The organism is Bradyrhizobium sp. YCK136, from assembly GCF_044570075.1.
GTDB lineage: Bacteria > Pseudomonadota > Alphaproteobacteria > Rhizobiales > Xanthobacteraceae > Bradyrhizobium > Bradyrhizobium diazoefficiens.
Window position 1 is genome coordinate 9023352 of the sequence record NZ_CP172424.1, and the last position, 14870, is coordinate 9038221.

Here is a 14870-nt window from a genome sequence, read left to right on the forward strand (position 1 = left end):
ACCTAAGTTCGTCTGAGCTATGCGGGATTTTGGGTGACGAGGCGATCAGGCGGCGTGGTTTTCCGGCACTTGGATGACCTCGATGCCGTTTTCGAATCTGACACCTGCGCTGACCTTCGTCAACTGATTTGTGCCTTTCAGCCGCCGCCAGGTCTTTGATGCGGCGCAGAGCAGCTTGAACACCATCAACTTGGCAGTCGTTGACGATAACGAACCTTTCGTGCGCACCGTTCTGTGCCGGACCCTCGCGAACACGCTTTCGATGGGATTCGTCGTCCGCAAGTGGTCCCAATGCTCGGCGGGGAATTCGTAGAACGCAAGCATTGCGTCGCGATCTTTCGTCAGGCACTCGACCGTCGTAATTCGCTCCGTATTTCTCGGCAAAGACATCGATCGCCACTTCGGCCGAAGCTCGGTTGGACGCCAAATAGACCTCGCGCAGATCCTTCTTCATGCTGGCCTGTACCGACACTGCGACTTTGTTCAAGATATTCGCGGTTTTGTGACCCAGCACCGCTGATGTCGCGTGGCGGGAAAGACCTCGTCGAGCGCCTTCCAGAAGCCGAGCGCGCCGTCACCGACGGCGATTTCCGGGGCGATCTTCAGCCCACGGGTTTTCGCCTCGACGAGCAGTTCGTGCCAGCTCTGCGTGCTCTCGCGCACGCCGACCTGGAAGCCGATGGGTTCCTTCTTGCCTTCCGGCGTCGCGCCGATCAGCACCAGCATGCATTCGCTGTGGTCTTCCATGCGAGCCTGCAGGAAGACGCCGTCCGCCCACACGTATACGTACCGGCGCGCCGACAGATCGCGCTTCTGCCAACGCTCGTACTCGAGCTGCCACTCCGTCGTCAGTCTGGAAACCACCGCCGGAGAAAGATTCGGCGCATCCTTGCCCAAGAGCGCCGCCAGCGCCTCCTGGAAGTCGCCCGTCGAGATGCCTCGCAGGTACAGAACCGGCAAAAGTGCATCCAAGCTCTTCGTGCGCCGTGCCCACAACGGCAGGATCGCCGAGGTGAAGCGGATCCGCTCGCCATCGCTGGTCACCGCGCGATCGCGAATCTTTACCCGGGCGACTTCGACGGCGCCGATCCCCGTCTGGATCGTCCGCACTGGACCATGGCCGTGCCGCACGAGGCGGTCGCGGCCATCGGGAAGCTTCAAGCCCTTCATCGCGGCGAGAAACGCCTCGGCTTCCATCTCGACAGCCTGCGCAAGCAGCTGCCGAGCACCAGATCGCAAAATATTCGTCAGTGGATCGTCGATCTCATCGGGCTGACGCAGTGGGACAATGTTGCTATGCTCGTTCATGGCGTATCGCTCTCCTTGAGGTTCTGGCAGGCTCGACACCCGCCTCGATACGCCGCCTATCTCATTCCGTCATCACCCAGTTTCCCGCATAGCTCCGTCTGCTGGGTTGAGCTGGCCGCTTCCGGAGGGAAAGACCGATGAAGACCTGGAGCTTTTGCTTTTCCCGGCCCCACGACCAGCGTCTCAGAGCCCGCAGCGGCCGGTGCCCGACTGGAGCTACATCGATAAGGAGCTCCGCCGGCGCAACGTAACCCGTCGCCTGCTCTGTGAGGAGTATCGCGCCGTTAATCCCGACGGTTTCGGGTACACGTGGTTCTGCACTACCTACGAGGCCTGGAAGGGGCGGGTCCGACCTTCGATGCGGCAGATTCATCTGGGCGGCGAGAAGGTGTTCGTGGATTTCGCCGGCGACACCATCGACATCGTCGATCCCCTGACCGGGGAAGTGCAGCCGATGAAGCTGTTCGTCGCGGCGATGGGCGCTTCGAACTACACCTACGCCGAGGCCTGCCCCAGCGAGAGCTTGGCCGACTGGATCCGGGCCCACGTCAACCTGTTCACGTTTTTGAGCGGAACGCCGACGTTCGTGGTCTGCGACAACCTCAAAGCCGCCGTCAGCAACCCCGACCGCTACGATCCCGGCCTCAATCGCACTTATGCCGAGATGGCGAGCCATTACGGCACGGCCATTCTCGCCGCACGGCCGCGGCGCCCAAAAGACAAGGCGAAGGTCGAGGTCGCGGTGCAAATCGCCGAGCTATGCGGGAAACTGGGTGATGACGGAATGAGATAGGCGGCGTATCGAGGCGGGTGTCGAGCCTGCCAGAACCTCAAGGAGAGCGATACGCCATGAACGAGCATAGCAACATTGTCCCACTGCGTCAGCCCGATGAGATCGACGATCCACTGACGAATATTTTGCGATCTGGTGCTCGGCAGCTGCTTGCGCAGGCTGTCGAGATGGAAGCCGAGGCGTTTCTCGCCGCGATGAAGGGCTTGAAGCTTCCCGATGGCCGCGACCGCCTCGTGCGGCACGGCCATGGTCCAGTGCGGACGATCCAGACGGGGATCGGCGCCGTCGAAGTCGCCCGGGTAAAGATTCGCGATCGCGCGGTGACCAGCGATGGCGAGCGGATCCGCTTCACCTCGGCGATCCTGCCGTTGTGGGCACGGCGCACGAAGAGCTTGGATGCACTTTTGCCGGTTCTGTACCTGCGAGGCATCTCGACGGGCGACTTCCAGGAGGCGCTGGCGGCGCTCTTGGGCAAGGATGCGCCGAATCTTTCTCCGGCGGTGGTTTCCAGACTGACGACGGAGTGGCAGCTCGAGTACGAGCGTTGGCAGAAGCGCGATCTGTCGGCGCGCCGGTACGTATACGTGTGGGCGGACGGCGTCTTCCTGCAGGCTCGCATGGAAGACCACAGCGAATGCATGCTGGTGCTGATCGGCGCGACGCCGGAAGGCAAGAAGGAACCCATCGGCTTCCAGGTCGGCGTGCGCGAGAGCACGCAGAGCTGGCACGAACTGCTCGTCGAGGCGAAAACCCGTGGGCTGAAGATCGCCCCGGAAATCGCCGTCGGTGACGGCGCGCTCGGCTTCTGGAAGGCGCTCGACGAGGTCTTTCCCGCCACGCGACATCAGCGGTGCTGGGTCACAAAACCGCGAATATCTTGAACAAAGTCGCAGTGTCGGTACAGGCCAGCATGAAGAAGGATCTGCGCGAGGTCTATTTGGCGTCCAACCGAGCTTCGGCCGAAGTGGCGATCGATGTCTTTGCCGAGAAATACGGAGCGAATTACGACGGTCGAGTGCCTGACGAAAGATCGCGACGCAATGCTTGCGTTCTACGAATTCCCCGCCGAGCATTGGGACCACTTGCGGACGACGAATCCCATCGAAAGCGTGTTCGCGAGGGTCCGGCACAGAACGGTGCGCACGAAAGGTTCGTTATCGTCAACGACTGCCAAGTTGATGGTGTTCAAGCTGCTCTGCGCCGCATCAAAGACCTGGCGGCGGCTGAAAGGCACAAATCAGTTGACGAAGGTCAGCGCAGGTGTCAGATTCGAAAACGGCATCGAGGTCATCCAAGTGCCGGAAAACCACGCCGCCTGATCGCCTCGTCACCCAAAATCCCGCATAGCTCGGGCCGCTGTCGCAATGGCTGCACGCAGGCCTGAAAGGTGCAGGATTTGAAACAGTTCTGCTGGAAACGCGGCATGTGAAGGCCGCATTATCTGCAATGACGGTCAAGACGGATCGCAAGGATGCCCGCGGGATCGCCCAGTTGATCCGGATGGGATGGTTTCGGCAGGTACACGCAAAGTCGGTTGATGCGCAAGAGATCCGGGCACTCCTGATCGCACGCAAACAGCTTCTCGGGCGGCTGATCGATGTAGAATTAAGTATCCGAGGGATTTTGCGCGGCTTCGGTCTGAAGGTCGGCCCGGTGACGCGAAGGAATTTCGAAGCGCGGATTCGAGAGTTGGTTGCAGGCCAGGCGACATTGGAGCGCATTGCTGGTGCGATGCTTTCGGCACGATCGGCCCTGAAGGCAGAATACGGAAGACTACACAAGGCTGTGCTGGCAATTGTGCGTGATGATGCAGTCTGCCGCCAGCTTATGACAGTACCAGGCGTTGGTCCCCTGGTGCACATCACCTACAAATCGGCGATTGATGATCCTCATCGCATTGTAAAGTCAAAGGCAGCAGGCGCGCTGTTCGGGCTCACGCCAAAGAAATATCAATCGGGAGAAAAGGACGTCACGGGCGGAATCACGCTGGCCGGCGATGAGACGGTGCGGACGGCCTTGTATGAAGCCGCCAACGTTCTGCTATCGCGCATCACGCGGTTCTCAAAACTCAAACGCTGGGGGATGGACGTCGCCAAGCGGAGAGGCTCGAAGCGCGCAAAGGTCGCCTTGGCACGCAAGCTCGCAGTGATCCTGCATCGGATCTGGGTCGATGGCACGACTTACCGATGGGCCGAAGCGGGCTCAATCGCAGCATAGAAGACGTGGAGGAGATCAAGAACGCAACCGGGATGAACTGAAGCCCGGTGCCCGAAGTCCCGTCGCCGGGACGGTGGATGCGGTGAAGCCGTTACACGCCCAGTGGCCGTCGTCCGACGAACCACGCGTATCTAGCCTGTCTTATTCGTAAGAGGCGCCCGAGAGGCTGGCGAGCGTGGTGTAAAGCGCTGATACGGCGTAGGATTCGGTTGTGAAGCCAACCCCATCACCTCCAACCGCGAACGCCACGCCCGCCATGACCGACGATACGATTCCGCCCTTCTCGTTTCCAGCCATTCACGCCAAGAAAGTCACAGCTGCCTTCGATGGTGGGCGCCTAACCTCGAACGGGGGCGTGATGCTTCTGGCGATGGCCGAGCGGCGTCTCGGCTTGGCCGACAATCTGGCCCGGGTGTTCCCGGATCGGCGCGATCCGACGCGGGTCGTGCACAGCCTTGTCGATATGTTCCGCGCGCGCATGTTCGCGATCTGCTGCGGCTACGAGGACGCCGACGACCTCGATCATCTGCGGTCCGATCCCGCATTCAAGCTGGCCTGCGGACGGCTGCCGGACACGGGCCGCGATCTGTGTTCCCAGCCGACGCTGTCGCGGCTGGAGAATGCTCCGCGCCTGCGCGACGTGATCCGGCTGACCTACATTTTGGTCGACGCATGGATGGATAGCTACCCCCACGAGCCGGCATCCGTCACGCTCGACATCGATGATACCTGCGACGTCGTCCACGGCCATCAGCAGCTCTCGCTGTTCAACGCTCATTATGACGAACGCTGCTTTCTGCCGATCCACGTCTACGACACGGAGAAGAGCCGGCCCGTGGCCGTCGTGCTGCGGCCCGGCAAGACGCCGGGCGGCGTCGAGGTGCGTGCCCATCTGCGCCGCCTGGTACGGCATATCCGCACGCGATGGCACAACACGCGAATTACGTTCCGTGGCGACGGGCACTATGCCCGGCCGGAGGCCATGGCGTGGTGCGAGACCAACGGCATCGACTACATCTTCGGTCTGTCCGGCACCCCCGTGGGTCGGTCAAAATCCCCCGGGTATGGTCACTTGAAACTCCCCCACCTGATGATCGCCGTCAGCGCCGCTGAACAGCAGTAGCCGGTCAGGCAGGACGTTTATGTTCGACCCCTTTAGCCAGCAAGGGGCCGGGGAGTTGAACGTCTTGAAGCGACATCTGCAAAGCACCGTACTTACATTACTTGATCGCAACACCAGCCAGCGCGAGATTCACCGGCTGACGGGTGTCGATCGCAAGACGATCCGGCGTTATCAGGCGCTGCGGGCCGGTGCGGAGGCAAATTCCCCCGGGGAAGTGACCACCGGCTCGGTGAGCGCGGACGGCCAAATTCCTCCACCCCGACCACCGGCTTTTGGGACATCGGAAGCGACGGTCACCAGCAGCCTGGCCCGTTCGGCTTGCGAAGCGCATCGGACGTGGATCGAAGAACAGGTCCGGCTGAAGCGGAACGCGCAGGCGATTTACCAGGACCTGGTTGATCAATTTGGCTTTCCGTCCAGCTACCAGAGTGTCAAGCGGTTTGTGCGCCGGTTGCGGCACGCTGATCCTGAGCAGTTTGATCGTCTTGAGTTCCTCCCCGGCGAGGAAGCTCAGGTCGACTATGGCGAGGGCGCGCCGACGGTTGATCCGAAGAGCGGGCGGTACCGTCGTCCCCGCCTGTTCGTGATGACGCTACGCTACTCGCGGCGCAGCTTCCGGCGGGTAGTCTGGAAGTCCAGCCAACAAGTCTGGGCGCAGCTCCACGAAGAGGCGTTCCGGTATTTTGGCGGGGTCCCCAGCTATGTCGTGCTCGACAACCTGAAGGAAGGCGTCCTCAAGCCGGATTTGTACGAGCCCCAGCTCAACCCGATTTACAGCGCGATGCTGGCTCATTACGCCGTGGTCGCCGATCCCGCGCGCGTGGCCGATCCAAATCGGAAAGGATGCGTCGAGAATGCGATTCAACATACCCAGGGCACTGCGCTGGCCGGACGGCGCTTCGAGACGCTGGAGGCGCAAAACGAGTTCTTGAGGCACTGGGAGGAGAACTGGGCTTCCAAACGCATCCACGGCAGCACGCGCCGTCAGGTCGAGGCGATGTTCCAGGAAGAGAAGCCGCACCTGCGGCCGCTGCCTGTCGCTCCCTTCCGCATCTTCACCGAAGTCGTCCGGACTGTCTGCGACGACACCACCGTACGCGTCGACAACAGCTATTACGCCGCGCGGCCCGCGCCGATCGGCAGCCAGGTCGTCGTGCGCATCTACACCACCACGATCGAGATCCGTGATCGCCACACCCGTGCGCTGCTGCGTGTTCATTCCCGGATGGCGCACCCCGGTTCTGTCGTCCTGCCGACCAGCGAACGGCCGTTCAACCCGTCGCGGCAAACCGCCGTGCTGCTGGCGAGCGCCGAGCGCATCGGACCGCAGACCAGGGCCTTGTGCCAGCAGGTGTTCGACACCGAAGGGCGCCCCGGACAGCGCGCGATGTGGGGCATTGTCGGGCTGGGCCGGAAGTACCCGGCGCGGCTGGTCGAGCAGGCCTGCGCGCACGCCATCGACAACCGCATCTACCGCTACAAGCACGTGCGTGCGACCGTCGAGCGGTTGTTCGAACAGGCGATCGAGCAGGTTGGAGTGACGCCACAGCCGGCATCGCCGCTCACCCAGGATCATCCGCTGATCCGTACCCCCGCGGAATACGGCGACCTCTTCAGCCGCGCTGTGCGGCGCGACGCCGACGACAATGGTCGGCAGGCCGAGGCTCACGACGATCACGCCACGGCAATCCGCGCTCGTGTCGCCTGCGCAACCCCGGCCAACTCCGGCGCCACGAGCGCTCCCGCTGCACCTTCTCACCTTAAACTGGAGACCTAGCCACATGATGACCATGCCGGAAATTGAGCGTTGCCTACGACAGCTGCGCCTGTCGGGTGTCCGCGACACGCTGCAGACGCGCGTGCTCCAGGCGCAGGGCGCCAACCAGCCCTTCCTCGAGACCTTCTCCCTTATCCTGCAGGATGAACTGGACCGTCGTCAGTCCCGTCTTATCGAGCGGCGATACCAGCAATCCGGGCTCGACGAAAAGCTGACGCTCGCCGAGTTCGACTGGTCCTTCAATCCCAAACTGCCACGTCAGACCTGCTTCCAGCTCCACACCCTGGCGTTCATTGCCGCTGGCGAGAACGCTCTGCTTGTTGGCAAACCTGGCACCGGGAAGTCGCACATCGCCAAGGCGATTGCCTATCAGGCGATCCTGCAAAGCCACAAGGTCCAGTATCTTGAGACCGACGACTTCTTCCACCGCTACGCCCTGAACTCTCCGGCACAACGCGAGGTCCGGCTGCGAACCATCATCGACTGCGATCTCCTCGTGCTGGACGATCTATTCCTCGCACGCGCCATCCCCGACGACGCCGGCACTTTGCTGCAGACCCTGATCCATCAGCGTTACAAACTGCGCCGCAGCGTCATCGTCACCTCCAATCGCGTCGTGCAGGATTGGGGGGCATACCTTGGGGACAACACTATGAGCACGACGATCCTCGATCGCCTTATGCATCATTGCCATCTGCTTGAGTTCGACGGACGCAGCTATCGGCTCAAAGAAGCCGCTGAAGCTCTTGCCCGGGAAACAAACTCAAACTAACAGTCCCTTGTCCTGCCTCGCGGGTGGAGGAATTTGACTGACCACACCCGGAGGAATTTGAAGTGACCCGCGGGGTCCGGCACCAAGCCTCTCGCCAGAAAAGTCGACGAGGTCGCCGACGACATCCGCACCCGACGCGCCATCGAGAACCTGCCGGTTCTGCGTGGCTATACCGAGACGCGCCACAAGGCAAAGTCCTGGGATCGCGAACGGCGCACCGTCGCCCGTATTGAGGCGACGATGCTCGGCCTCGACATCCGTTTCGTCGTCACCAGCCTCGATGTCGGCTCGGCCGAGTGGATCTACGACAGCCTGTATTGCGCGCGCGGCCAAGCCGAGAATCTGATCAAGCTGCATAAGACGCAGCTCGCCTCCGACCGCACCAGCTGCCGTTCGGCGCTCGCCAACCAGGTCCGTCTCCTGCTCCATACGGCCGCTTATTGGCTGATGCTGACCGTGCGCGACGCCATTCCCAAAGTCCGGGAATTGGCCGCTGCCGAGTTCGCGACGCTGCGTCTTCGGCTCTTGAAGCTCGCCGCCCGTGTGGTCGAGACCTCGAGCCGCATTCGCCTTGCGTTTGCCGCGGCATGTCCCGAAGCCGACCTGATCCGCTGCTTGCCCGGCGCGCTGCTCCCGCTCGGTCCGTAACCGACCGGGCCTGCGCCCGCTCACCCGCCCCACTCCTCCATCGCCTACAAAACAGCTTGATGTAGAACCCGGTGAGAAAAGGCCGGACGGTCACCCACGCCAGCCGCCAGCCCCCGTCAGACGTCAAGAACGACCGTGCTCTCGTGAATAGATCGGGCTAGCTCACTGGTTCTTTGACTGAGATTGCGGACTGAGACGAGGCATAGGCGCTCGAGACAAGCTTGTAACAGCAACATGCCTTTTGCTCGAGGTGCTCGCGTTCATCGATCTGCAAAACTCCGCGCATTTTACGAATGAGCCCTCGCTCTTCGAATCTAATGAGCGTCTCCGTGACCCCAGCGCGGCGCAATCCTAAGACGGAGGAAAGATAGTCATGGGTAACTGGCAGCACAGGAGCGTCAACAGCATCACACGCCAAACAAAGCCAGCTTGCCAGCCTCTGTTCGCGATCGTGCCGGACCCCGCACAATCCTGTTTGAACGCACTGAAACGTCAGCGCTTGAACATACTCGAAAAGATTCTTCCGGATCTCCGGACGCTCCTTTATTACCCGACGCAATTCGTCGACAGGGATTCTGTACGCATTTCCAGGAAACAGCACCACAGACTGATGCGTCGACAGATGTCCTCCCCACAAAAATGAAGCACCGACAACACCTCGATATCCGATGACTGCCGTTTCGAGCATGGTCCCGCCCGCGACAACCCTTAGCGAGACCAGGCCCGTTTCTATGAAATAGACGTGCTCGACATGTCTTTTGGGCTCTTGAAGAACCATGCGTTCGTTCAGGACGATCGGCTCAAGGCGTTCCCCTATTGCCGGACGCGGTGGCACAACACGCGAATTACGTTCCGTGGCGACGGGCACTATGCCCGGCCGGAGGCAATGGCGTGGTGCGAGACCAACGGCATCGACTACATCTTCGGTCTGTCCGACACCAAGCCTCTCGCCAGAAAAGTCGACGAGGTAGCCGACGACATCCGCACGCGACGCGCCATCGAGAACCTGGCTGTTCTGCGCGGCTATACCGAGACGCGCCACAAGGCAAACACGATACTTCAGGTGTTTACGATCAGGGTGATAAATCTGCATTTCCTCGCCAGTACAGTGCTCGCACGTCACCAAGCCGACATCTTTCAAGAAGAACGCCGTGCCGGTAAAGTGCTCGCAAACGGGTGCCGAACCGTCGATAACTGGGCCAACATACTTTGTTATTTCGAGGCAATAGGTGCTCGCCCTCAAGAGTTCGATTGCCGATATAGGGAGCAATCTAAAGGACCCGGTACGCCTGTCAGGCAGTTCGTTGAACCGGAGGAGTAGCTTCCGACAAACTGGTTCGATTTCACCTTGCACTGACTTGAGGAACTCTAGCTTCCCGCGCAGGGTGTGTTCAAAATCATCCCTGTCATGCTTGCTAAGACGCCCTTCGGACTTCCTCCATTTGGTCAAGTGCTCAGCTTCTGCGGCAACACGGCCAAACTTTTCCCACGCGTGCATCATAGCCCTGATCTGACGCACAAACGTTCGAGGCACATTAAGCTTTTCGTTGACGATCAGACCCGTAACCTCCTGACGGTTCCCCCGTCCACTAAGGCGCGACTTCGTTTCATTCAGTTTGAAGTCATTGCTTTCGATAACTGCGCGTAAAACATCCCCGATGATCAGTGTGGGTTTCTCGCCATCGTCGAGGTGTGCAAGCGCGCGAGGAAACTTCGATGCTCCGGTAGAAATGGTTATGTCATCAGCGTACCGTGTATAGCGGCACCGAAATTTCCGGCAAAGCCTGCTCAGTTCACCGTCTAGCCGGTCAGCCACCATGTTAGAAAGGACTGGCGAAAGCGCGCCCCCCCTGTGGCAGCCGCCCCGAAACGCACGCCGCATTAGCAAGTGCGTGGGCGATAGGCGCTGTTAATTTGAAGGGATTGGCCTCTAGCCGTCCCTTGATGCGACCGAATGTAACCGAGTGAAAGAAATCTTGCAGATCGAGACTAAGCACCCATCTCGCTCTGAGATGAACGCGGGCATTCGTCAGGATACTTCGATCCTTTAGAAAGCCGTGCACCACGCCGCGAGGTCGATACAATTCATCAAGGAGCGGCCGTAATTCCTGTTGAATTCGGAGCAAGGGCCATCGAGGGGCCTCAATCAGCCTTTCTCCGCCGCTGCGCTTTGGCAGCTTGAAATCACGGTACTTGAGCGACCCTGGGATAACGTAAACGATGTATGCAAAGCGACGAAAATCGAAGCCAATCGCAGAAGCCAGCTGACGAGGCAAGAAAATGGAATTGAGACGAGGTGGCGTTGGCGCGGGCAATCTCGCTCTTCCCCGATCCGTGTGCATCGGAACGTCGCATCATTAGCATTCGGTCGGCGATGAAGTTACCCTTCTCCGCACGTGTCGCAGGAACACAACACATGTTGATCTTCCCACGCCAACCAAGACAGACTAGCAAAGAAAGACTCGCGGGCAACGTGCAATCGAACGTTACCCACACTAGTCCTTGAGGGGGTACCCCGCGCTGCAACAAGGCGACTTCGCGGTAGGGACGCGAGTTACCTCGCGCCCCCCGCACAGAGCCGTACAAGCGGCTTTCCCGCGTACGGCTCCCACCTTGGGTGTGTGACGGCGAAGCGATCGCTCGGCCAGGGATGGAGGATGATGGGTTTCGGGAGCCAGTCGTTCACCAGCTGCGTCATCCGTGTCCACGTGAACCCATCCTTCTGGCTACGCCGCCGCAGCGTGCGCCGCCAGAGGTCGGTGACATGGTGCCGGAACACATCCAGTGCTTGTCCTCCGTCGGCCTTTCGCTCCTCGAGGAAGTGTCGCCTTCCATCCGCAAGGTCGCCATACTTTGGAATGGTGAGGACCGCGCTATGGTCCAGCGTTATCAGCTGTCGGCTGCATCGGCCGGTTCCTTTGCCGCTGAACTTTTTGCACTCTTTTCTCAAAACGCGTCCGATGCTCCTCAAGATAGGGAAGATGCCGCGAATGAACCAGCCGCAGGCGTCCGCGAGGCTCGATACCGACCACGTTAGCGTCGGCTTGGGCGAAGTCAGGGGCAAAAACTACATCGCCATTCTGATCGAAAGTGATCAAAAGCTTATCGAAGGCCGCGTCATACCCCACTGAGAGGAGCAAGCCATTATAGGGATCAAGCCGTTCGAAATTATTGCTGGCAAACCAGGGTTTGATGTGAGATGCACGCAACAACTCACGTTTGGATAGTGATGAGAGCGCACATCGCAAGCCCCAGATTTCATCCAGAGCTTCTCGGAATTTCCCTTGGCCAAGTCGAGCCGCAACCAGTGCGTTTCGAGTGGTTTCCCCGGAAGCGCCATTGGAAAACTCAGCCGCGATCGCGCGGTTTAAAAAAAGCGGCTCGCGCCCCTCAATTTTTTCAATTAGAGCTTGCCCTGCATCATCCGGCAAAGCAAACAGGTAGCCTAAGCTGCTTTTCCCAGTCCCCTTTGAAGAAAAGGGCGAATGACGTTCTGGAAGCAGATCCATGATCAAAGGAATGAAATCACGATAGTTGATTGGCTCTCTGAGTTAGAATTCCGAACGGCAAGCATCTTTCCGGTTTTGGCAGTGGAAATCCAAATGGAAAATTTGCCGCAGTTCGGCGCGTCTCAGTCACGGGCGCTTGGAGTTGCCCGTCTCGACCTGATTTCGGATACGCGCAATGCAATGATAGCGTTCGTCCGTCACCGTCTGCGGTAGCAAATTCGTAGAATCTCGTGGGTTGGGCTATAAAGGCATAAGAGGGAGCGGTCTAAGCTGGCGCCCAGCAAAATCGCGTTCTTTCGGAGCGGATTCCTAGAAGTCAATGTTGGTGTCCATGTTGGTATCGGGAATTCACGACGATAAACTTACGAATGAAAACAAGTACTTATTGATCAAATTAAACGCCGGCCAGGGCACCACGCTTCGGGCTTCGCGTGGCGCAGCCATGCGAGACCGAAGGGCGAAGTGTGTCCGGCGAAGCCTCTTGGCGAAGACGGACTGGCTCAACGTAGCTCAATCCCTTCCCATCCTCCCGTCCCCACTTTATAAACCGGTAGCTTCTTCCGTCATTCGAAGAGGCGAACATGAACGACCTGCACACGTGGCTTTCGCAGCAGCACCACGGTTTGCGCACCTTCCGTATCTTTAGAAACTCGAGATGCTTGAAATGGACCCGCGGAGCGGGACCGGTTGAACCGGTTTGTTAGTTGGAAACGGATCGCTCCTGATCCCTTTCTATCACGCAGCCAGAGACTCTGTCTGCTGGAATTGCTGTGGGCATGTGGTCAACGCGTCAGCGTTGTCCACCATGTCCACAGCCTGCGCGGCCTGCATCCGTTCGCGCCAGACCGCCATCGGCGTGCGATAGCCGAGGGACTGATGAAGGCGACGATCGTTGTAGAAGGCGATCCAGCTCGCGATCCCTGCCTTGGCCTCGCGGCCGTCGGCATAGCCCTTGAGATAGATGTCCTCATGCTTGAGCGACCGCCACAGCCGCTCGATGAAGACATTGTCCATCCAACGACCGCGGCCATCCATGGAGATCTTGATCCCTGCGCCCACCAACGCGCCGGTGAAGGCCACGCTGGTGAACTGGCTGCCCTGGTCGGTGTTGAAAATCTCCGGCGTGCCGTACGTCGCCAGCGCCTCTTCCAGAGCCGCCACGCAGAACGAGACGTCCATCGTATTCGACAACCGCCACGCCAGAACCGCACGGCTCGCCCAGTCGATGATGGCGACGAGATAGAGAAAGCCGCGGCCGATGGGCAGATACGTGATGTCGGCCGCCCACACCTGGTTCGGCCGGTCGATCGTCATGTTGCGCAGCAGATAGGGATAGATCTTGTGGCCCGGCGCCGGCTTTGTCGTGTTCGGCTTCGGTCCCAGCGCCGCGATGCCCATCTTGCGCATCAACCGCTGCACGCGCTTGCGATTGACCTGAAGCCCCTCAGCCTTCAGCATCGCGGTCATTCGCCGCGAGCCCAGGAATGGCCAGGCGGTGAACAGCTCGTCGATCCGCTGCATCAGGGCAAGGTCGTTGTCGTTGGCCGGCTGTGGCGGCCGGTAGACCCCAGAACGGGCGATGCCAAGCAACATGCATTGCCGGCGGATCGACAGCGCCTGGTCGGCGCGATCGAGCATTCCTCGACGGTCCGGCGTGCTCATCTTCCGGACCTCCGCGCTAAAAAATCGCGCTCGACTGTCAGTTGTCCAATCTTGGCGTGCAGCTTCTCGATCTCGCGTTCGCGCGTTTCCTCGCTCTCGCGCCCGACACCCGCGTCAAAAGCCCGGGCCGCCTGGTCCAGCAGCTGCTTCTTCCAGGCATAGATCTGGTTCGGGTGAACCTCATAGCGCTGGGCCAGATCGGCCACCGTCGCCTGCTCCCGCACCGCTTCCAGCGCGATCTTTGCCTTCAACGCCGCGTCGATCTTCCGTCGTGTCTTCTTCGTCATCATGCCCTCCGTCTATCAAACGGAGCGGCCCTTTTCCAACTTAGCCTCTGGTCCCAAAACCGGGGTCCATTTCAGCTCGGCCGGGACCATCCATCCCAGCGCGGCCTGTGCCGCCTGTTGAGCGGTCTCGTCGGCAGCTATGTCGAGGCCTTTGACGAGGCCCCGCTGCCGGTCGAAATTGCCGACGGCGCCTATCGCCGCCTGCTGGCGCTGGTCGCAAGCATCGATCTGAACGCCGACGCCGACCGGCGGCTCGCCGACATCAACCGGGTTGCGGAGAGTCGGCTCTGGCAGTGAAGAGAAACGTCGCTTGCGACTCGCCTCGGCCTCCCGGACGCGCTGTGCCGGCCGAAGGCCGCGTGCGTGCCGGTACGAACGATCGTCGAGGCGTTCGACTTCGCCAAGTCGATACCTATATCCTGCAGCAACGTGGTGTTGCAGCGAGCAGCTTTGATGGCCAGGAGACGCACGACGGAAGCCGACATCGACGATCTCCCCCGCTATTTCGTCTGGGTCCGGGGCCTCGAAGGCCCCGAGCCGCAGAAATGGACGGCGATGGATTTCGGCATCGGCGACTGGAAGCGGTCACTCGTGCTGGCCTTTCTGGAGCTGCCGGAAGGCGAGCGGCACCTGCCGCTGTCGGCACTGGCGCGGCGCTATCCGCCGCCGCGGGTGGAGACATTGTAGGCTTGTAGAGTGGGTTGGGCGAAGCCGTAACCCACCACTTCCCTATCCGCCGAAGCAGAAGAGGTGGGTTACGCTGACGCTACCCCA

At 60.4% G+C, this 14870-nt stretch carries 6 protein-coding genes and 9 pseudogenes; 10 read left to right on the forward strand and 5 right to left on the reverse strand.

Annotated elements, in window-relative coordinates; all coding sequences use genetic code 11:
• Positions 1 to 45: 45 nt before the first annotated feature.
• Positions 46 to 1357 (reverse strand): annotated as a pseudogene (locus ACFLEY_RS43630) (IS256 family transposase).
• 21 nt (positions 1358 to 1378) lie between these two features.
• On the opposite strand from ACFLEY_RS43630, the pseudogene istA (ACFLEY_RS43635) reads away from it, so the two are divergent.
• The 7 genes and pseudogenes from istA (ACFLEY_RS43635) to ACFLEY_RS43665 form a co-directional block, all read left to right on the forward strand.
• Positions 1379 to 2065: pseudogene (istA, locus tag ACFLEY_RS43635) on the forward strand (IS21 family transposase); the annotation flags it as partial.
• Between the two features lie 43 nt (positions 2066 to 2108).
• Positions 2109 to 3420 (forward strand): annotated as a pseudogene (locus tag ACFLEY_RS43640) (IS256 family transposase).
• Between the two features lie 31 nt (positions 3421 to 3451).
• Positions 3452 to 4318, forward strand: a pseudogene (locus tag ACFLEY_RS43645) (IS110 family transposase); the annotation flags it as partial.
• Positions 4319 to 4574: 256 nt separating this feature from the next.
• A pseudogene (locus tag ACFLEY_RS43650) lies at positions 4575 to 5366 on the forward strand (IS1380-like element ISBdi2 family transposase); the annotation flags it as partial.
• A gap of 94 nt (positions 5367 to 5460) precedes the next feature.
• Entirely contained in the window at positions 5461 to 7218 is a 1758-nt protein-coding gene (istA, locus tag ACFLEY_RS43655; RefSeq protein ID WP_100214066.1) for an IS21-like element IS1631 family transposase, read from the forward strand.
• Positions 7219 to 7222: 4 nt separating this feature from the next.
• Positions 7223 to 7990, forward strand: coding sequence for an IS21-like element IS1631 family helper ATPase IstB (istB, locus tag ACFLEY_RS43660; RefSeq protein ID WP_038952109.1), 768 nt, complete (start codon positions 7223 to 7225; stop codon positions 7988 to 7990).
• Between the two features lie 75 nt (positions 7991 to 8065).
• Positions 8066 to 8638 (forward strand): annotated as a pseudogene (locus tag ACFLEY_RS43665) (transposase); the annotation flags it as partial.
• Between the two features lie 157 nt (positions 8639 to 8795).
• Here ACFLEY_RS43665 and ACFLEY_RS43670 read toward each other — a convergent pair.
• A complete protein-coding gene (locus tag ACFLEY_RS43670; RefSeq protein ID WP_306422107.1) occupies positions 8796 to 9416 on the reverse strand; it encodes a Crp/Fnr family transcriptional regulator in 621 nt (206 codons plus the stop codon).
• A 36-nt stretch (positions 9417 to 9452) separates the two neighbouring features.
• On the opposite strand from ACFLEY_RS43670, the pseudogene ACFLEY_RS43675 reads away from it, so the two are divergent.
• Positions 9453 to 9692: pseudogene (locus ACFLEY_RS43675) on the forward strand (transposase); the annotation flags it as partial.
• 594 nt (positions 9693 to 10286) lie between these two features.
• On the opposite strand, the pseudogene ACFLEY_RS43680 reads toward ACFLEY_RS43675, so the two are convergent.
• From ACFLEY_RS43680 to ACFLEY_RS43690, 3 genes and pseudogenes are all read right to left on the reverse strand, one after another.
• Positions 10287 to 10520 (reverse strand): annotated as a pseudogene (locus tag ACFLEY_RS43680) (reverse transcriptase domain-containing protein); the annotation flags it as partial.
• A gap of 991 nt (positions 10521 to 11511) precedes the next feature.
• Positions 11512 to 12147: an HNH endonuclease gene (locus tag ACFLEY_RS43685; RefSeq protein WP_129557641.1), complete on the reverse strand. Its 636-nt coding sequence runs from the start codon at positions 12145 to 12147 to the stop codon at positions 11512 to 11514.
• A 735-nt stretch (positions 12148 to 12882) separates the two neighbouring features.
• Positions 12883 to 14096, reverse strand: a protein-coding gene (locus tag ACFLEY_RS43690) for an IS3 family transposase (RefSeq protein ID WP_244433177.1) whose coding sequence is annotated in 2 segments (ribosomal slippage) — positions 12883 to 13820 and positions 13820 to 14096 — 1215 coding nt in all. Because the reading frame shifts where the segments join, the coding sequence is not laid out codon by codon here.
• Between ACFLEY_RS43690 and ACFLEY_RS43695 the strand changes: the two are divergent.
• Both ACFLEY_RS43695 and ACFLEY_RS43700 read left to right on the forward strand, forming a co-directional pair.
• Positions 14091 to 14393: pseudogene (locus ACFLEY_RS43695) on the forward strand (hypothetical protein); the annotation flags it as partial. The gene ACFLEY_RS43690 and the pseudogene ACFLEY_RS43695 overlap by 6 nt on opposite strands.
• A 156-nt stretch (positions 14394 to 14549) precedes the next feature.
• Entirely contained in the window at positions 14550 to 14783 is a 234-nt protein-coding gene (locus tag ACFLEY_RS43700) for a hypothetical protein (RefSeq protein ID WP_060909293.1), read from the forward strand.
• Positions 14784 to 14870: the final 87 nt, after the last annotated feature.

Excerpts from the sequence above, each read along its gene's own strand:
- istA (WP_100214066.1), top strand. The coding sequence starts at position 5,461 with ATGTTCGACCCCTTTAGCCAGCAAGGGGCCGGGGAGTTGAACGTCTTG.
- istB (WP_038952109.1), top strand. The coding sequence starts at position 7,223 with ATGATGACCATGCCGGAAATTGAGCGTTGCCTACGACAGCTGCGCCTG.
- ACFLEY_RS43670 (WP_306422107.1), bottom strand. The coding sequence starts at position 9,416 with ATGGTTCTTCAAGAGCCCAAAAGACATGTCGAGCACGTCTATTTCATA.
- ACFLEY_RS43685 (WP_129557641.1), bottom strand. The coding sequence starts at position 12,147 with ATGGATCTGCTTCCAGAACGTCATTCGCCCTTTTCTTCAAAGGGGACT.
- ACFLEY_RS43700 (WP_060909293.1), top strand. The coding sequence starts at position 14,550 with ATGGCCAGGAGACGCACGACGGAAGCCGACATCGACGATCTCCCCCGC.